We start from the raw sequence: 18,220 nt of genomic DNA, 5'->3' as shown, positions 1-18,220 counted from the left end.
AAGTAGAGGGGGAACGAACCAGGCGAAACATCCGTCTCGCCCGATTCGTCGTCCCCCTAGTTCGGCTATCCGCCGATCGAGGCCCAGCCATCGGTGAGCTGAGTGGCCAGTTCCTCGCTGGTAATGGAGTTCGCGAAGTACTGCTGAAGCCCGGGGGTCGCGTACTGGTCCTTCCACTGCGGGTAGTTCGTGGTCTTCTGGAACGGGGCGCCGGCAAGGTTCTCACCGGTGGCCAGCATTTCTTTCCACCCGGTCTGACCAGCGGTGGCTTTTGCCAGCTCGGCGCGTGCCTCGCTCGATGACGGGATCAACCAGTCGCCCTCGCCGAGCTTCGCCTGGTTCGAGGCGCCCATGAAGTAGTTGATGAACTTCGCGGACTGCTCAACGTGCTTGCTCTCGGCGGCAACCGACATGGTCTGCGGGTTGGCGGCCTGCACGGTTCCGGCGCTGCCGGCCAGCGCAGGAAGCACCGTCCAATTGAAGCCCTCAGGCGCGGACTCGGTGATCTGCTGAGCGAGGTAGTTGCCACCGATGTACATGGCGTACTTTCCGCCCAAGAAGCCGGGAAGCACGTCGGAACCACTCTGCGTCAGCGTGACGGGGTCCATCGAACCGTCGTCGTAGGCCATCGCGTGAATGCGGTTGGGAACCTCGAGTTCGTCGGCCCCCACCGTGATCTTCGCGGTGTCGCCGCTGCCGGTGAAGAAGGTGCCGTCGAAGCCGAGCGCGGTGTTCATCACGGCGGCAGTGGGCTGCTTGAGCCCCCAGCCGACGCCGTACTTGCCATCAGCGGTGAGGCCCTTGGCCGCGGTGGCCAGGTTGTCCCAGGTTAGTTCCTTGCCGCTCGGCACGTCAACGCCCGCCGCAGCGAAGGCATCCGTGTTGGCGAAGACAACATAGGTCTGCAGCAGAGTCGGAGCCGCAATGATCTTCTTGTCGTCAGTGGTCACCGTCGACCAGACGTCGTCAGAAACACTCTTCTTGACGTCGTCGCTCAGGTACGGGCTCAGGTCGGCGAGGTACCCCTGGTTGGCGAACCCGAGGATGTCTGACGACTCGTCATGAATGACGTCGGGTGCGGTACCGCCCTGGAACTGGGTGACCAGCTGGTCGTGAACGTTGTCCCAGCTGCCCTGGGTCAGTTTGACCTGGATGTCGGGGTTGTCGGCGTTCCATGCGTCGACGATGTCCTTCGTCGCGGCAACGGTTGAATCCTGATAGGCAAGGCTCTGGAAGGTGATGGTCACCGGCCCTTCGGAGGAGCCTCCGGCAGAGCTTCCTCCGCCGCTTCCGAATGCGCAACCGGTCAAGACTCCGGCGACCACGATGGCGCCGGCGGCTAGTGCAGCCCGTCTTTTCATTGTCTGTACTCCTTTGTGTATATGCACTGCGTTGTGTGTATTCACTCTGTGTGGCTGCATAGCTGGTGTCGCCGCTATCCCTTGACCGCCCCGCTCATCAGACCAGAGGTGAGCCGACGCTGAATGAGGGCGAAGAAGACAAGACTGGGGATGGTGGCCAACAATGCTGCTGCCGCCAATTGGCCGAGCTGAACCTGACCCTCTGCCCCCACGAATCGGGCGAGCGTGAGCGGCAAGGTCTGCAGCTCCGGGTCTTGGATCAGCACGAGGGCGAAGAAGAATTCGTTCCAGCTCGAGATGAACGTGAACAGGCTCGTGGCGACGAGTCCGGGAGCCAACAGGGGTAACACGATCGTGCGCAGGATGAGAAGGCGGGAGCCGCCGTCCATGGCGCCGGCCTCTTCGAGTTCAACCGGGATCCCGGCCACATATCCCTGCAGCATCCAGAGCGCGAACGGCAACGACCAGACGGTGTAAACCAGGATCAGGCCGAGCAGGTTGTTGACCAGGCCGATCTGCTTGAGCACCAGGAACAGCGGGATGATGATCAGGATGAAGGGGAAGACCTGGCTGAGCAGGATCCAGCCAGTGGCGATCCCCCGCATCTTGGTGCGAAACCGCGCCAAGGCATAGGCCGCCGGCAGCGAGATGATCGTGACGATGATCGTGGTCGTGACGGCAACAATCAGGCTGTTACCGGCCGCCTGCACCAGGTTCGCCTTCTCAATGGCGGCGAGGAAATTGTCGAAGTTGAGGCTGTTCGGCAAGAACGTCGGATTCGGGGACTGCAGTTCTTGCGGCGTCTTGAATGCCGTCGAAAGCAGGAACAGCAACGGAAAGCCCAGAAAGATTATGTACGCGACGAGGGCGACATACTGCAGCGGTCGGCCGATACGACGGCCAGCCACACTTGAAGGCATCCTTGTTGGTTTCGTAGACACGGCCTGGGTCATGACAGTCGACTCCTTGCCTGGCTGCGGAGATACACGAACAAGAAGACTGCGATCACGATGACCATGACGTTGCCCATAGCCGCGGCATAGCCAAAGTTTCCATAGCGGAATGCTTCGTTATAGGCGAAGAGCATCGGAAGCATGGTCTGTCCTCCGGGTCCTCCGGCAGTCAGCACGAAGACGAGCGCGAACGAGTTGAAGTTCCAAATCAAGTCGAGGGTGGTGATCGCCACGATGATGGGCCGCAGAGCAGGAAGTGTGACATGCCAGAAGCGCTGTAGAACGCCTGCGCCGTCGATGGATGCAGCTTCATGCAGTTCCGTCGGCACGTTTTGCAACCCGGCCAGCAGCGTGATCGTAGTCTGCGGCATCCCGGCCCAGACACCGACAATAATCACGGCCGGAAGTGCTGTCGAGAAGTCACCGAGCCAGTTGACGTCCCCCGGAAGGCCAAGTGCACGCAGCGACTGGTTGATAGGACCCGAGTTCGGGTTGAGCATCAGCCGCCACATGATCGCGATGACCACCGGAGGCATCGCCCACGGGACCAGCGCCAGGGTGCGAGCCAGCCAGCGCAGCTTGAGGTCGAGGTTGAGGAGCAGCGCGAGCCCGAGCGATGCGAGGAACTGCAAGATGGTGACGCTGAATGCCCAAATCAGACCAATCCGGAACGAGTTCCAGAACAGTTCGTTGCTGGCTAAACGCACGTAGTTATCGACGCCGTTGAACGAGGTGACGACTCCGAGGCCGGCCTTGGCATCGGTGAACCCAAGCAGGATGCCCTGCACGAGCGGGTAGACGCTGAACAAGACGACCGGGATCATCGCCGGCAGCACGAGCAGCCAGGCTTCACGCCCGCCTTGGCCCGGTGCACCGCTTGCGCGCTTGCGTTTCTGTTTGAGGTTGAGTGGACGGGAATCCACTGGCCGCGTTCGTGAGGTCAGTGTCGTTGTCATACGGGATCGCCCCCTAACGCACCGGATTCGGCCAGACGCATCGTGGCGGTGCTCGCCACGGAGGACTCTCGAATGGTCAGCTTCGGTTCGATGACAACCTGTTTTACAGGGGCATCTGGTTCATTGAGGCGTCTGACCAGAAGCTTTGCCGCTGTACGTGCGCGCTTAACCGACCCAAGGTTCACACTCGTAATTGATGGAGTGGTGAGCTCCGCAATATCAGTGTCGTCCATTCCGACAAGTGCCACGTCGTCCGGAACCGAGTAGCCACGGCGAGTCAAAACCTTCAGTGCCGCCACTGCGAGCAGGTCGTTTGCGCAGACGATTGCATCAGGAGATGCTTGGTCAAGAAGTGCTTCGGTGGCGGCGATTCCTGCTTTGAAGGTGAAGTCTTCAGCGTTGACTTGGAGATCGCCGTGCATAGTGACGCCGCGCTTCGTCATGGCTACGGTGTATCCGCTCAGTCGAGCAGCGCCGGGCACAGTATCGACCGGACCATTGATAAATGCGATGCGCTGGCGATTTTGCTTCGAGAGATGTTTGATCGCCAGACCCATGCCAGCCACAGAATCGGCGCGAACACTGTCGAGTTCGACCCCGTCGGGAAGCGAACCAATGACAACAATCGGTAACCGGCTCGACTTCAAGTGGCTGATAAGCGCTTCCGTGACACGGAGCGGGCTGAGAATGAGGCCGTCGGCAAAGCCGCGATTCAGGCTAGTCAGCAGGGCGATCTGGTCCTCGGGGTCACTTCCCGTTGACGACACGACGAGTCGGTAACCGGCATCGGCAACGACCCGGGATACTTCGTTCATCATTGCCACGTAGACGGGGTTACCGACGTCGGCGACGGCCAGTGCGATTTGCTCGGTTTTGCCAACCTTCAGCGATCGGGCCGTCGCATCCGGTACATATCCCAGCTCGTCAGCGGCCCGCCGCACGCGATCCGTAAGAGAATCTGAAGCTGGCAACCCGTTAAGCACTCGAGAAACTGATGCGATTGACACCCCCGCGCGCTCGGCCACGAGTACAAGCGTGGACTTCCGTGTCTCTGCCATCTGACTCCCATGCAACATTGAAGGGGGTGATACGTCGCTCTGTAAACGTTTACGAGAACGTTTACAGAGCGACTATATGCCGTTAGGCGAGTCCCGCGCAAGTTCCTGCGCTTTGGCACCCCCTCGAACTCGCAGCCATCGACCAACGCCATTTACGGCGGCGCAGGGGGAAGCGTCATGCCACATGCGATTGGGACCGTCACCCCAGATTGGGTAGATACTTCGTTGAGGGCCACTTCCGACGACGAATGGATCGGCCGTATGAACTGGATCATTACGAACTTCGGTCTCATCAGTGAACTCACGATCAACCACGTGCTGCTCAGCATTGCGCCGATTGTTATCGGTTTTCTCGCGGCAGTGCCTCTCGGCTGGCTCGCCAGTCGCCGCACGACGTTGCGGTCGATCATCGTGGGCGGCGGGAGCCTGCTCTACACGATTCCATCGCTGCCTCTATTCGTGATCCTGCCCTATCTGCTCGGCACCCGCATCACCGACCCCGTCAACATCGTTGTCGCCCTGACCATCTATGCGGTCGCTGTGATGGTGCGGTCAGCGTCGGATGCGTTCGCTGCAGTTCCGACTGACACCGTCGCGGCGGCGACAGGGCTCGGCCACTCGCGCTGGTCGCTGTTCTGGACCGTAGAGTTTCCGCTAGCCGGGCCTGTTCTGCTGGCCGGCATCCGCGTCGTGTCTGCCAGCACTGTCGCTCTCGTGTCGGTGGGCGCGCTTGTCGGCTCCGCAAACCTTGGTTACTTATTTACAGACGGACTGCAGCGGCAGTTCCTCGAGGAGATCGCTGTCGGCATCGTGGCAAGCCTGTTGATCGCTCTCGTTTTCGACGCCATCCTGGTTGGAACAGGGCGCGCGCTGATGCCGTGGCCGCACGGAACGAAGCGGGCCAGACGCGAGCTGGCGCTCGTCACTGTTGAGCGAGGTGTATGACGATGCAGTTCTTCCTCAATGCCATTGCGTGGCTCGTTGACCCCGCCAATTACGTGCCGGGATCTCAGAGTCCGCTACCCATTCAGGACAGGATCGTCGAGCATCTCTTTTACACGTTCGTTTCGGTGGCCATCGCTGCAGTCATCGCGTTGCCACTTGGTTTCTACATCGGCCACACGGGCAGGGGTCGTCAGTTCGTCATCGGATTCAGCGGTGCGATGCGTGCCGTTCCCACCCTGGGTCTTCTCGGCGCATTGTTTGTTGTCATCGGCATGACAGTGCCGTTCACCGCGACTGCCTTCATCGCATCGATCATCGCTTTCATCGTCCTCGCCATCCCTTCAATCCTCGCTGGGGCATACGCAGGCGTGGAGTCTGTCGACCCGGAGACGGTGGATGCTGCGAGAGCAGTGGGCATGACCGAGCTACAGATTCTGTCCAGGGTCGAGATCCCGCTGTCGCTCCCGCTCATCATCGGCGGCATCCGCGCGGCCGTGCTGCAGGTGATCGCAACTGCGGTGATCGCGTCGTATATTTCGCTCGGCGGCCTCGGCAGAATCATCGCGTCGGGGATCGGCCTCAATGACAACAACCGGATCCTTGGGGGTGCCCTTCTGGTCACAGCGCTCGCGCTCGTGGTCGACGGCATCTTCGCCCTGATCCAACGGCTCACCAGACGGAGCGGCCCGCCTCAGGCAACCCGTGCCACTCATGCCACCTCACAGACTCGCGCTCTGCCCTCCCGACCGAGCGCGTTCGCGGTATCGTCCGCCGAAGAAAGGAATCCCTGATGTCCAAGGCCAGCAGAAGCACTCGTATTCTCGCGGGCGCTGTAGCGCTCGGCGCCCTCGTCACGCTTGGCGGATGTTCGACATCCGACCCCACGAAGGCTGCGACAGAGACGAACAGTGCGGGAGGGGCGAACATCGTCGTAGGATCGTTCAATTTTCCGGAAAGTGAGATTCTGGGAAACATTTATGCCCTCGCTCTCACCGATGCGGGATTCAACGTATCGACCAAGTTCAACCTCGGGCCACGCCAGACAACCATCCCTGCACTCACGGATGGCTCAATCAACCTGATGCCCGAATACAACGGCAACCTACTCTTCTACTACGACACGACAGCCACAGCCCGCACGACGGACGACGTCGACAACGCCCTGAAGACTGCGATCCCCAGCGATTTCCAGATCCTCAACCCGTCGGCAGCCGAGGATAAGGACGCATACGTTGTCACGCAGGCCACTGCAGACAAATATGGCCTCACCTCAATCGGAGACCTGTCGAAGCTCGAACCGTTCACTCTGGGGGCCAACCCGCAGTTCGGGGAACTTCCCTATGGCATTCCGGGGCTGAAGGATACCTACGGGGTCAGCCAGGTCACGTTCACGTCGATCGAGGACTACGGCGGACCGGCGACGGTGAAGGCTCTCGTCGACAATGCAGTGCAGGTTGCAGACATCTATACGACATCTCCCGATCTGGTCACAGAGAACTTGAAGGTGCTTGACGACCCGAAGCATCTCATTGCGTCGCAGAACGTCATCCCGTTCCTCAATAAGAGCATCTACAGCACCCAGCTTGCCGACGTGCTCAACGCCATCTCTGCCAAGCTCACGACCGAGCAGCTGATTGCTCTGCGCGATCAGGTCGAGGGCAGCTCGAAGACTCAGCCCGAAACAGCTGCGCAGGACTGGCTGACGAAGGAGGGGCTGCTGAAGAACTAAGACATCACGCGTCGTGCACCAGGGCCTGTCACCAGCGCCTCGCGACGTCCTCGACATGCCCGTAGATGTTGTCGAACAAGACCACATCCCCGCTCGGCAATGTGATGTCACCCGAGAAATGTCCGTAGCAGGTATCTGCCCTGGCCATGACGATCCATCGATTGAACAGTGCCCTGAAGTGGTGGATCGGCGTGAATGTCACGTTCACGCTCTGGCCATTGATGCGCCAGGGTTCGAGCCAGTGCGAGGGATCGTATGTCCACTGCAGCTCGTCGCTGATCTTGTGCAGCTCGCCGTCGAGGCGCAGCCAGTTCTCGGTCGACCCCGTGCCATCGGTCCACTTTCCGCCGAACTGCAGACCGATGTCGTGGCCGAGGCTCGTACCGCTACCAGAACCCCAGTTCCAGAACGTGCGGTAGGGCCATCGGCCGCGCCCGTGATCGTGAGTGGCGCTGGTTGACTCCGGCTTGAGGGCATATTCCACGCCGTCGATCACGAGAGAACCCTCTACTCTGAGGCAGTTGTTCTTGCGCGTGTACTGGAACTTGCGGCGACTCCATGGCACCACGACGCCCATCGACTGGTGATCGCTCGGTTCGAGCACCTGCACATCCACCTGGATTCGGTCGGATGTCGCGCGCAGGGCAGTTCCCCGACTGTTAGCGGTCAGCTCGACCACCGTGCTCCCGCGTCGTCCGCGCGCGGTAGCCGCACCGTTCGGATCCTGGAGCCCACCCCTGCGCGGCAGCCAGCGGTTGCCGCCCTGACGTATCTCGCTGAATCTCACCCGATCCATCACCGTCACAGAGACGTTCGCTCGATAGTCATGTTGCGAAATGTTGAGCGCCAGAATATGGTCCGGCGTCGTGATCGCCCAATATTCAAACCGCTTGTTGCGCCCCCAGCCTCGCAGATTGGTGCGATGGAGAGGTCGGCGCGTCCAGCCGACAGCGGCGGGGTTCAGCGAGCCATCTGGCAGGCACAGGTCTACCGGCTCGGTGATTTCGCGTTCTCGGCGAGACGGATTCGGATTCATTGCAGGTGAAACCACGTCGTACATCAACCCTTCGTGGCGCCTTCAGCGAGGCCCCTGATCAACCACTTCTGCACCAGCAAGGCGAAGAGCACCATTGGAATTACAGTGAGTGTTCCCGCAGCCGCTAGCGCACCCCAGTTCGCTCCGTTATCGGTATCCGCCGCCATTCCCAACACAGCCACCGGAATCGTCGACGCATTCTTCCCCGTCAAGACGAGCGCAAAGAGCAACTCCTCCCAGCCGAGAATGAGGCTGAAGATGAACGTGGATATGAGCCCGGGTACCGAGATCGGAACAATAATCCTGAAGAACGTACCGAGCCTCGAGCATCCGTCGATCATGGCCGCCTCTTCAAGTTCTCGCGGCAGCGAGAGGAAGAAGCCGCGCATCAGCCACATCACGTACGGAATCATGAAGGTGCAGTAGGCGAGGATGAGCGTGAGGTGCTGATCGAGCACACCGAGGTTTCGGGCGACGATGAACAGCGGGACGGCCAGAGCGATCGACGGGACGCCCCGCGAGGCGAGGATCAGCACACCGATAGTGGCAGCACCGCGGATCTTCAACCGTGCGAGTGCGTATCCCGCCATTGACCCAACCAATAGCGAGATGATGCTCGCGCCACCGGCGATGATGACGGTGTTGAGCATCCGCTGTGGAATGTCTGCGTTGGCGAGCGGTGCAAAGTACTGCTGAAACGTGACGTCGAAGAAGAAGGTCGGTGGCGTGGTGAAGATGTCGCGTTGCTTCTTGAGTGAGGTCAGCACCATCCAGAAGACCGGGAAGAGGAACAGCGCACAGATGATAACCCCAGACCAGATGTGAACTGATCGACCGATCTTGCGTCGGCGACGCTGCGGGGCGGCTATTGATGCACTCAAAAGCGATCCTCCATTTTCTTGCTTGCAGACAGGAACACAAAGGTGAGAGCCATCGTCAGAATGAGCACGATGACCGCCATTGCTGAAGCCTCGCTGAACTTCAGTGATTGGAATGCCTGTTGATAGATGTACAGATTGACCACGTTGGTGGCCTGGCCCGGCCCGCCGTTCGTTGTGGTGAGAACGATGTCGAACATCTTGACGGCACCGAGCCAGCGCACAACGAACGTCGCAGCGATGATCGGGGCCAGCAGCGGAAGTGTGACCGAACGCAGCGTCTGCCACCAGTTGGCACCGTCAACTCGCGCTGCCTCGAAGATGTCTTTTGGCAGCCCGAGCAGTGCCGCAGAGGCGATGAGCGCGACGAACGGCGTTGACCGCCACGTGTCGATGCCCACGATGCTGATCATCGCCAGCGCCGGGTCTCCGAACCAATCCAACGGTGGGATGCCGAACAGACCGAGGAACCAGCTCACCACGCCCCACAGCGGGTCGAGCATCATCTTCCAGATTCCGCCTGACACCACCGGCGCCACAACCATCGGGATGAGGAAGAGGGCGCGAACGACACCGCGCCCTCTCCACGCCGCGTTCATCAAAAACGCGATGCCGAAGCCCAACACCATCTGAAGGGGCAGCGCAAGCACCAGATAGATGCCCGTGATCACGAGCGAGTTACCGAAGTTCTCGTTCTCGAGCACGCTCGTGTAATTGTCTATACCTACCCACTCCGACGGTGCGAAGGTCGCCAGGTCGAGTTCAGAGAAACTGATCTGGATGGTATAGAACAACGGGTACGCGAGAACCGCGGCAAGAAGCAGCGTCGCAGGGGTCACGAACGCCCACCGGCTTCCGAGGTCCGCCGCTCGTGCGCGACCGACAGAGAAGGGCCGATTCAGAGCTCGACGCCTATCGCGTTCCTCCCGCCACTGTTGGGGACTCTTGATGTGAACGATCTGTGACCCCATGGCGCTACTTCAGCAACTTCTTGATCTGCTCGCTGGCCTTCTTCAGCGCGGCGTCCGCACTGACTTGGCCGTTTACCGCAGCACTGGTTTGATCGGCGAGAATCTCCTGGATCGCGTTCGACTGCGGCGACCGCGGGCGCCACATATCGCCAGCCTCTGCGGCCACAAATCCCTCTTGAATTGCGGCGAACACCGGGACCATCCACTCCTGCTCCGGTGCCGTAGACAGCGTTGATTCTCGAGCGGGGAAGGATCCCAGGTTGTTGACGGCCCAGGTTTCACCCTTCTTGGAGCTCATCCACTGCAGCAGCGCCCATGCGGCCTCTGGGTTCTCGCTCTTCTTGACGACGGACCCGCTCCAGATGCCACGGTGCGTGGCAGCTGATTCGCTGCCGGCCGGCATGGTCTGGATACCTACCTGGTCAGGGGTGAGTGTTGTCACATCTTGATCGACTGCCGCGCTCTTGTACGCACTCCCCCACGTGAAGATGCTCGCGACCTTTCCTTGGCGGAAGGCGTCAAGCGGCTCGTTGTAGTTGTAATTTGTCGCGCCGGCAGGGGCGTAGTCGAGCAGGTCAATCTGCGTCCGCAGCGCAGCCACACCCGCTTTATTGTCGAACGTGGGGTTCATCTCGTCATCGAAGAGTTCGCCGCCGTTTGAGTCGAGGACGCTCTGCCAGATCGTGGGAGAGAGCGGATCCCTGGCCCAGGTCATCGCGCCGGCCCAGGAGTCAGTCTCGCCGTCTCCATCCGTGTCTTGCACCAACTGGGGCGCCTGCTCCATAAAGGTGTCCCAGGTGAGCTCGGGGGTCGGTTCGGCCACGCCGGCGGCCTGGTAGAGGGACTTGTTATAGAACATCAGGAGAAGGTTCGACCGCAGCGGAACGCCGTACTGTTTGTCGTCCCACTCGCTGGCAGCCAGTGCTGCGTCGTAGAAGTCGTCCCAGTCGTAGTCCGCGTCTGTCCAGTCTGCTGCTTCGGTCTCGAGGTCCAGGAGGCCACCGGTTGACGCCAGTTGCGGCGTCCACGGATCGTCGGTGATGAGGATGTCGTGCTCCGGCGATGCGCCGGTCAGGTCAAGGACGCCTTTTGCCAGAAGGTTCGAGTAAGGAACCCCATCGATATCGACCTTGATGTACGGAAAGTCCTTGTTGAACTCTGGGACGAGCTTGTCCTGCCACGCCTTCGCAAACGCTTCGTTCGCAAGAACCCGAATTTCAACGGGGTTTTCGGCCGTACCGATCCCGCCGCCGTCAACACCGGTTGTGCCGCCACCGCTGCTGCTACAAGCGACAAGCGCGGTCGCGGCTATGGCTGTTATGGCGAGTGCACCGATTGGTCGACGGAATCGCCGGCTTGCCCTCATGGACGTGTGCGTCATTGCATCCTCTTCTCTGAGCGTTGGTCATTGTCGGCAGTCGCCACGGGCAGGCGTGAGCGCTGCAGGTACGCAACAGCGGGGAGCCAATGTTGCAACGTGGAAACAAAAACTGCTAGTTAGGTACTAAACCAGACGAGATGAAAAATTGCAACGTGGGAACATTCGCGTCATCTCGTCTATAGACTGGGGCAATGATCGAGGGCGACGGCGAGGCAGCGGGCAAAACCAAGCGGCCCAGCATCAAGGATGTGGCGGCTCTCGCTGGCGTGTCATGGCGAACGGTGTCAAACGTCATCCACGGACACCAGTACCTCAAAGCCGAAACGAAGGCGAAGGTAGAGGCCGCGATCGCCGAGCTTGGATATCGCCCTCAGCTTGCCGCGCGCCAGTTACGCAGCGGACGCAGCAACCTGGTGACGCTTGCCGTGCCGTACATCGCACACCCGTACTTTGCAAGCCTCGCGCACGCCGTTGTCGAGGCCGCTGAGCAGCGCGGGTTCACCGTCTTGGTGAACGAGACGCGAGGCCTTCCCGAGCTGGAAGAGAAAGTCGCGCGCGGCTATCGCAATGTGCTCTCAGACGGGATTATCTTCAGTCCGCTCACGCTCGGGGTTGACGCGATAGTTGCCATGCGTGACACGACCCCACTCGTGCTCCTGGGCGAGCACACGCTCAATTCGAAAATCGACCACGTCTCCGTCGATAACGTTGGCTCGACGCGCGAAGCGACGCAGCACTTGATCGATCTCGGCTACAAGAAAATCGCCTTTCTCGGGTACCTGTCGCAAGGGTCTCTCGGCACAGCCGACCTGAGGCTTGAGGGTTACCGTCAAGCGCTGCAGGCCGCCGGTCTACGCGAAGAATCACGACGCATCCTGGGTTCACCAGAAGATATCCCGTCCCTTGAATTCGCGGTCGGTGCTGAGAGCGACTACTCGCGTGAGGAAGGATTCGCTCGCGCCGAGCACATGCTTTCGATGATCGACGACATCGACGCGATTGTCTGCGCAAACGATCTGCTCGCCGTCGGGGTGCTCCGGCGGTTCCATCTCAGTGGAATTCGCGTTCCAGAGGATGTCGCCGTGGTGGGGTGGGACAACACGCCAGAAGGCGGCTTCTCCTCCCCCACTCTCACTACCGTGGCACCGGACATGCAGGCAATTGCCCGGCACGCCGTCGAAGCGATCCAGCGACGTATCGACAACCCGGATGCGCCCGCGGCTGGATATGTCGCCGGCCATCACCTCGTTGTTCGCGAGTCATCCGTCGGAAGTGAAGCCCTGGTTCATCCGCCGGCAGCCTAGATCGACGTGACTCACTGCTGCTGCTGCGTCAGTCTGCGATCGACAAACGGAAGCGAATTCGCCAGTCTCGAGGGGTGAGTCCGTAACGGCTCCGAAAGGCTCGACTGAACGTCGAGGCAGATACGAAGCCGGATCTGACTGCGATGACGCCCAGGGGAAGCTCGATCGCGCGGTCGCGCTCCATCAGCGCCCGTGCGTGTGTCAATCTGCTCTCGAGGATGGCGCGACTCAGCGTCGTCTCTTCCTGTTCAAATGCCTTCTGCAGCGTTCTGCCCGACACTTGCAATGCAGCTGCGACGGATGCCGCGGTGAGGGTGGGACTTCTGGAATACAGCTCAACGTGCTGTCGCGCTTCGGTCACCAGGTTGCTGCGGATGGTGTCTGGGGCAGAATGACGCCCGAGGAAATCGTCGACGAACGCCGTCGTGAGTTCGAGGATCGAATGAGCGAGCGCTGCGCCAGACGCTGGACCGAGGTCGGCGCTCATCTTCATGGCCTGCGATGCAAGGGAACCGATCATGAGGGGCAGCCCCTCGGACAGGGGGAAAACTGTGCGAGCAATGGAGTCAATATCTGACGAGCTGAGGCCGATGGCCTGGCGGTCCATCCGTATCGACAGTGCGCGAAAGTCCGGCGTCATCTGGAAGCCACTCAGCCTGGGCATATGGTTCATGTTCATGTTGCCGGCGTGGTTCTCAATGTCGTTGCATGCGCGCTTGCACACGATGGCGCCATCCGTGATGAACGCCCACACGAGTGCATCGCCCGGATCCGTGTAACCGGCAAAAGGATCATTGCCCGCGGTGGGAGCCTTGGTGTGAATCAGGTGCACTGGGCCGAGTGCTTTGCTTTTCACCACCGTGGCAACAGCAGACGAGAAGCCGGTCTGGTCGCGTGTTGCTTGAGGGAGATACATCGGAACCAACTTTCGCATAGGCGTCGGCACCGTGTCCATCGAGAACGCTCGTACTTGACTACAGCCGAATGAGTTCTTCACAATTTGCGAATCCCTGGTTCAGCACGCCACAACTGGCGGCACCATGTAAGCAGCGACCGCGGACGAGCGTCGAGCTCGTGGGCGCTGAACCAGTCGCTCCACCAACATCAAGGAGAAACCATGCCGTACTTCACCACTTCGGACGGAACCGAGCTCTACTACACCGATCAGGGCGAAGGGCAGCCCGTCGTACTCAGCCATGGCTGGCCGCTGTCGTCAGACGCCTGGCAGGTCGAGGTGAAGCTCCTCGCCGACAACGGCTACCGCGCAATTGCCCACGACCGCCGCGGCCATGGTCGCTCGGCCAAGACCTACAACGGCAACGACATGGACACCTATGCCCGTGACCTCGCCGAACTGGTTGAGCACCTTGACCTCACAAACCTGGTCGTCATCGGCCACTCCACCGGAGGCGGCGAAGTCGTGCGCTACGCCGCGCAGCACGGCGTCGGACGCGTCGCGAAGGTCATCACCGCCGGCGCTGTCCCACCCGTGATGGTCAAGTCAGCCTCCAACCCCGACGGCCTGCCCATTGAGGTGTTTGACGGCATCCGTGCTGGTGTACTGGCGGACTCATCGCAGTTCTACATCGACCTCACAGAAGCGTTCTTCGGGGCAAACCGCGAAGGCAGCACAGTCTCAGAGGGCGCAAAGCGCGAATTCTGGCGCCAGGGAATGCTCGTCAACCTCGCCGCCGCCTACGACTGCGTCAAGGCATTCTCTGAGACCGACTTCACCGAGGACCTCAAAGCCCTCGATGTACCGATCTTCCTCGCCCACGGCGACGACGACCAGATCGTTCCGATTCAGGATGCCGCTGTGAAGTCCGCCGAACTCGTCAAGGATGGAACCCTCAAGATCTACGCCGGCGCCCCACACGGCATCTATGGCGCATACCAGGCCGAACTTGACCAGGACATCCTCGCCTTCATCAAGCAGTAAAGAAGTAGTGCACTCCAGCCCGGGCCGTCATCGACTATGACGGCCCGGGCTTCGTCGTTGCGAGGTTGCCCCACCGCAGCCGGTGTCGGCGTAGCGTGGACTCACAACCCGTGCAAAGCAAGGAGAGACAACGCATGATCCTCACTGAGACGTACACGCTGTCCAACGATGTGACCATCCCCCGGCTGGGCCTCGGCACCTGGTTCATCGACGACGACAAGGCCGCCCAGGCTGTCACGGATGCCGTTCGGATCGGCTATCGCAACATCGATACAGCTCAGGCCTACGGAAACGAGCGCGGTGTCGGAGAAGGCGTCCGCACCTGCGGCGTCGCCCGTGACGAGCTGTTCGTGTCGACCAAGCTCGCTGCGGAGATCAAAAATTACGATCAGGCCGTCGCTGCGATCGATGCTTCGCTGGCCACGATGGCACTGGATTACGTCGACCTGATGCTGATCCACAGTCCGCAGCCCTGGGCCGACTTCCGTGGTGGCGACTACGCCGAGGGCAACCGGGACGCCTGGCGTGCACTAGAGGATGCTTACAAGGCCGGCAAGCTCCGCTCCATCGGGGTGTCGAACTTCGAGCAGCACGACCTGGAGAACATCCTCTCCAGCTGCACCATCGCGCCCCACGTGAACCAGCTCCTCGTCCACGTCGGAAACACTCCGACCGAGCTGATCTCTTACTGCGAGAGCAAGAGCATCCTTGTGGAGGCATACTCCCCCATCGCGCACGGCGCCATCCTGAACAACCCAGATGTCACCGTGATCGCTCAGAAGTACAACGCGACGGTCCCACAGCTGTGCATCCGCTACACCCTGCAGCTGGGCACCGTGTCGCTGCCGAAGACGGCCAACCCGGAACACATGCGCAGTAATGCCCAACTCGACTTCGTTATCTCCGACGAGGACATGAACGTCTTGCGGAACATGGAACAGAAGGACTACGGCAAATACAGCGCGTTCCCCGTCTACAGCGGCAAGTAGAAACGACCCGGCAGCCAGTGCTGCCGGGTCGTTTCTGTGGTGCGAAGGGGTTACGCGGTAACGCCTGTGGCGACGGTCTTCTTGGGCCAGGCCGGAGCGAGGGTCAGGATGGCCCAGCCGAACAGCCCGGACAGCACACCCATGCCGATGGCGAAGGCCGATACACCGAACGACACCACTGAGGTGAAGAGTGAGGTGCGCAGGAACGATGCGTTCATGACTGTCGCGCGCAGCGGATCGTCCTGCTCGAGCTCGGCGTAGGTCTTGTTGTCGGCCATTTCGAGCGCGTGGTGGTTGATGATGGTCGCCTGCGCGTACGCGGAGAACGGGCCGACAACAGGAGCGCCTGCAAGGAACTCGGCATCCTCCGACACCGTGATGTTCTCGGCAGCGAGCTGCGAACTCACGACGCCCCAGACGACGCCACCACCGATGATCATCACGATTGCACCGAGGATTCCGGCCCAGCCAATGAGCCTGACCGCCTTGGTCTTGGTCGCGCTCAGGGCCGTTGCCGCAACGGTTGCAGTTGTCACGATGATGCCTTTCGTTGTGATTCGAATGAGAACCACAGTCTGGCATGGCCGTGAGATAGAAGACGGGACTTTCAGCCGCCCACACCAAGTCGTGGACCGTGGGAGGCTGCGCGATGCATGAGTCCGTGAATCCATGACCTCGCAAGGGCCAGCTACCGAGGTGCGCAGCACCCACAGCCAACAGGGAACCAGACGCGCAACAGAAATGCCCGCAGCCGAATCCTTCTGGACCGAGAGGGCCTAGCTGTGCGTCGGCGCAAACCCGACGACGACCCGCAGACCGCCGGTTGGCCGAGCTTCAATCATCAGCGTGCCGCGCAGACGTTCGACGATCGCTGCGACGATCGACAGCCCGAGCCCATGACCTCGAGTCGATGCAGTGGATGCACGCCCAGCGGCACGGCTGAACGGCTCGGTCAGGGCGGCGACCGCGTGCGCATCGAGCACCGTCCCACTGTTGGCGATCTCGAGAATGGCACCACCGTTATCCGCCGGGGGGCGTGTGATCACTTCGACAAACCTGGCGTCGCCTTGATTGTGGCGAATGGCGTTCTGAAAGAGGTTCGTGAGCAACTGCCGCAGCAGAACCGGTTCGGCCTCGATGAGCGCCGGCTTGAGATTGAGCCTGATCGCAACGGAGCGCTCTGCAGCCTCCCGCGCACAGCTGTCGGCGACCTCGGCAGCGATGTCAGACAGGTCGATCGTCTCGGGTACTGCGCTCGACGAGTCGATCTTGGCCAGGTCAAGTAGAGCCTCGACCGTCTCGATGCTGCGCTCGTTCATCTGGCGGAGCCGGTCGAAGACGACCCTTTCTTCTGGGGAGTCCTCCTGCGCGATCGCGACATCGAGCATGGCTCGGCTGGTCGCCAATGGCGTGAGCAGTTCATGGGAGGCGTTCACGGCGAACCGCCTCGACGCCGCGAACGATCGCTCCAGCTGCGCGAGCATCTCGTCAAAGTTGGCTGCTAACTCCGAGATCTCGTCACGCGGTCCAACCAAACGGATGCGGTGGCTCAGGTCACCGCGCGCGGCTTGGTGTGCGGCGCTGTTGATATATTGCAGGGGCTTCAGCATCCGCCCGGCAACTGCCCAACCGACAGCGATACCCACCACGGCGAGCACGATGAGCACCACGCCCGAGATGACGAGCAGAAGATTGAGCATCTGGTCGGTCGAGGTGATGGTCAGTTCAGAGGCGGGCGTCGTGAGAGCAGCAGGGGCAGGCGTGGTGATCACGTCGGGAGTCGACTCGAGATCCGACGGTGGGGTGCCCGGCGCGAGTGTCGAAGCAGGAACCGACGACGAGGATGCAACGAGGTCGTAGGTGGGAACAAATCGCATCACCAGATAGACGATGCCGAGCATGACGATGCCTGCACCGGTGAGGAGCGCGGAATAGGTCAGCGCAAGCCGCGTACGCACCGTCGCTCGGTAGCGTCGAAAATCAGGCTGCATCGTGGCTGGTTCAGTGCTCGTCGGTGATGGCATAGCCGACTCCCGCAACTGTCGTGATGATACTGGGATCGCCGAGCTTTCGGCGCAGGGTACTGATGGTCACCTTGACGGTCTGCGTGAACGGATTGGCATTCTCATCCCAGGCCTTTTCGAGGATTGTCTCGGCGCTGACGACCCCGCCGCCTGCTTGCAGCAGCAGCTCGAGCACCGCAAACTCCTTGCGCGTGAGCGTGACGAATCGCCCGTTGCAGACGACCTCCCGCCGAAACGGGTCGAGTCGCACACCGCGTCGTTCGAACACTGGCGGATGCGAAGTGAAGCGCCGACGGTTGAGCGCGCGTAGGCGGGCGATGAGCTCAGGGAATTCGAATGGCTTGGCCAGATAGTCGTCGGCGCCGAGTTCGAGGCCGCCCACGCGGTCTTCCAGCTGCCCGGCGGCGGTCAACATGAGTATCGCGGGGCTTTCGGAATGAGCGGCGAGCACTCGGCAAACCTCGTCGCCGTGAGTACCGGGGATGTCCCGGTCGAGCAGTATGACGTCGTACTCGTTGATCTCCACTGCTTCCAAGGCCGAGTCGCCGTCGCCAACAACATCGGCAGCGATCGCATCCATCGCGAGTCGCGTGCGAATGGCGTCGGCCAGAAACTCCTCGTCTTCGACGATCAGCACTCTCACGCATTTCTCCTTTGGGGGCAGACCACCTGGCTTCGTTTCACAGGAAGGCAGAC

The 18,220-nt window shown here is 61.0% G+C and carries 18 protein-coding genes; 6 read left to right on the top strand and 12 right to left on the bottom strand.

Features of this window, described 5'->3' with window-relative positions:
- Window positions 1-65: 65 nt before the first annotated feature.
- The 4 genes from ACMT3I_RS03645 to ACMT3I_RS03630 form a co-directional block, all read right to left on the bottom strand.
- Window positions 66-1,361 (bottom strand): ABC transporter substrate-binding protein, encoded by a 1,296-nt coding sequence (locus ACMT3I_RS03645; protein WP_414803072.1) that lies wholly within the window; start codon window positions 1,359-1,361, stop codon window positions 66-68.
- Between the two features lie 74 nt (window positions 1,362-1,435).
- Entirely contained in the window at window positions 1,436-2,281 is an 846-nt protein-coding gene (locus ACMT3I_RS03640) for a carbohydrate ABC transporter permease (protein WP_414803071.1), read from the bottom strand.
- A gap of 29 nt (window positions 2,282-2,310) precedes the next feature.
- Entirely contained in the window at window positions 2,311-3,270 is a 960-nt protein-coding gene (locus ACMT3I_RS03635; RefSeq protein WP_414803070.1) for a carbohydrate ABC transporter permease, read from the bottom strand.
- Window positions 3,267-4,328: a LacI family DNA-binding transcriptional regulator gene (locus ACMT3I_RS03630; RefSeq protein WP_414803069.1), complete on the bottom strand. Its 1,062-nt coding sequence runs from the start codon at window positions 4,326-4,328 to the stop codon at window positions 3,267-3,269. The genes ACMT3I_RS03635 and ACMT3I_RS03630 overlap by 4 nt, the downstream gene beginning before the upstream one ends.
- A gap of 261 nt (window positions 4,329-4,589) precedes the next feature.
- On the opposite strand from ACMT3I_RS03630, the gene ACMT3I_RS03625 reads away from it, so the two are divergent.
- The 3 genes from ACMT3I_RS03625 to ACMT3I_RS03615 are packed head-to-tail and all read left to right on the top strand — an operon-like array spanning window position 4,590 to window position 7,002.
- On the top strand, window positions 4,590-5,273 hold the full coding sequence (locus ACMT3I_RS03625) for an ABC transporter permease (protein WP_414803068.1): 684 nt from the start codon (window positions 4,590-4,592) through the stop codon (window positions 5,271-5,273).
- Complete coding sequence (locus ACMT3I_RS03620; protein ID WP_414803067.1) at window positions 5,270-6,064, top strand: ABC transporter permease; 795 nt, start codon at window positions 5,270-5,272, stop codon at window positions 6,062-6,064. Before ACMT3I_RS03625 ends, ACMT3I_RS03620 begins: the two co-directional genes overlap by 4 nt.
- Window positions 6,064-7,002 carry an ABC transporter substrate-binding protein gene (locus tag ACMT3I_RS03615; RefSeq protein ID WP_414803066.1) on the top strand — a complete coding sequence of 313 codons (939 nt, stop codon included), beginning with the start codon at window positions 6,064-6,066 and terminating at the stop codon, window positions 7,000-7,002. Before ACMT3I_RS03620 ends, ACMT3I_RS03615 begins: the two co-directional genes overlap by 1 nt.
- Window positions 7,003-7,030: 28 nt before the next feature.
- Here the strand turns inward: ACMT3I_RS03615 and ACMT3I_RS03610 are convergent, their stop codons facing one another.
- The 4 genes from ACMT3I_RS03610 to ACMT3I_RS03595 form a co-directional block, all read right to left on the bottom strand.
- The gene (locus ACMT3I_RS03610) at window positions 7,031-8,038 is read right to left on the bottom strand and encodes a DUF2804 domain-containing protein (protein WP_414803065.1); all 1,008 of its coding nucleotides are present in this window, start codon (window positions 8,036-8,038) and stop codon (window positions 7,031-7,033) included.
- 23 nt (window positions 8,039-8,061) lie between these two features.
- Window positions 8,062-8,919 (bottom strand): carbohydrate ABC transporter permease, encoded by an 858-nt coding sequence (locus ACMT3I_RS03605; RefSeq protein WP_414803064.1) that lies wholly within the window; start codon window positions 8,917-8,919, stop codon window positions 8,062-8,064.
- Window positions 8,916-9,755, bottom strand: a complete 840-nt coding sequence (locus ACMT3I_RS03600) for a carbohydrate ABC transporter permease (RefSeq protein ID WP_414803063.1) — start codon at window positions 9,753-9,755, stop codon at window positions 8,916-8,918. The genes ACMT3I_RS03605 and ACMT3I_RS03600 overlap by 4 nt, the downstream gene beginning before the upstream one ends.
- A 136-nt stretch (window positions 9,756-9,891) precedes the next feature.
- The gene (locus tag ACMT3I_RS03595; protein WP_414803062.1) at window positions 9,892-11,268 is read right to left on the bottom strand and encodes an ABC transporter substrate-binding protein; all 1,377 of its coding nucleotides are present in this window, start codon (window positions 11,266-11,268) and stop codon (window positions 9,892-9,894) included.
- Window positions 11,269-11,459: 191 nt separating this feature from the next.
- On the opposite strand from ACMT3I_RS03595, the gene ACMT3I_RS03590 reads away from it, so the two are divergent.
- Window positions 11,460-12,572 carry a LacI family DNA-binding transcriptional regulator gene (locus tag ACMT3I_RS03590; protein ID WP_414803061.1) on the top strand — a complete coding sequence of 371 codons (1,113 nt, stop codon included), beginning with the start codon at window positions 11,460-11,462 and terminating at the stop codon, window positions 12,570-12,572.
- 28 nt (window positions 12,573-12,600) lie between these two features.
- On the opposite strand, the gene ACMT3I_RS03585 is transcribed toward ACMT3I_RS03590, so the two are convergent.
- Window positions 12,601-13,488, bottom strand: coding sequence for a helix-turn-helix transcriptional regulator (locus ACMT3I_RS03585; RefSeq protein ID WP_414803060.1), 888 nt, complete (start codon window positions 13,486-13,488; stop codon window positions 12,601-12,603).
- A gap of 201 nt (window positions 13,489-13,689) precedes the next feature.
- Here ACMT3I_RS03585 and ACMT3I_RS03580 point away from each other — a divergent pair, with 201 nt between their 5' ends.
- Both ACMT3I_RS03580 and ACMT3I_RS03575 read left to right on the top strand, forming a co-directional pair.
- Window positions 13,690-14,511: an alpha/beta fold hydrolase gene (locus ACMT3I_RS03580; RefSeq protein WP_414803059.1), complete on the top strand. Its 822-nt coding sequence runs from the start codon at window positions 13,690-13,692 to the stop codon at window positions 14,509-14,511.
- 134 nt (window positions 14,512-14,645) lie between these two features.
- A complete protein-coding gene (locus ACMT3I_RS03575; RefSeq protein WP_414803058.1) occupies window positions 14,646-15,500 on the top strand; it encodes an aldo/keto reductase in 855 nt (284 codons plus the stop codon).
- Between the two features lie 50 nt (window positions 15,501-15,550).
- Here the strand turns inward: ACMT3I_RS03575 and ACMT3I_RS03570 are convergent, their stop codons facing one another.
- From ACMT3I_RS03570 to ACMT3I_RS03560, 3 genes are all read right to left on the bottom strand, one after another.
- On the bottom strand, window positions 15,551-16,036 hold the full coding sequence (locus ACMT3I_RS03570) for an aromatic ring-opening dioxygenase LigA (RefSeq protein ID WP_414803057.1): 486 nt from the start codon (window positions 16,034-16,036) through the stop codon (window positions 15,551-15,553).
- A gap of 240 nt (window positions 16,037-16,276) precedes the next feature.
- Complete coding sequence (locus ACMT3I_RS03565) at window positions 16,277-17,524, bottom strand: sensor histidine kinase (protein WP_414803056.1); 1,248 nt, start codon at window positions 17,522-17,524, stop codon at window positions 16,277-16,279.
- Window positions 17,502-18,167, bottom strand: a complete 666-nt coding sequence (locus ACMT3I_RS03560; protein ID WP_414803055.1) for a response regulator transcription factor — start codon at window positions 18,165-18,167, stop codon at window positions 17,502-17,504. Before ACMT3I_RS03560 ends, ACMT3I_RS03565 begins: the two co-directional genes overlap by 23 nt.
- Between the last annotated feature and the right edge of the window lie 53 nt (window positions 18,168-18,220).

Origin of the sequence: Leifsonia sp. A12D58, assembly GCF_047530025.1 — a bacterium.
Taxonomy (GTDB): Bacteria; Actinomycetota; Actinomycetes; order Actinomycetales; family Microbacteriaceae; genus Cryobacterium.
Note: the sequence above shows the minus strand (reverse complement) of the source record. Positions and strands in the feature narration are given on the sequence as shown.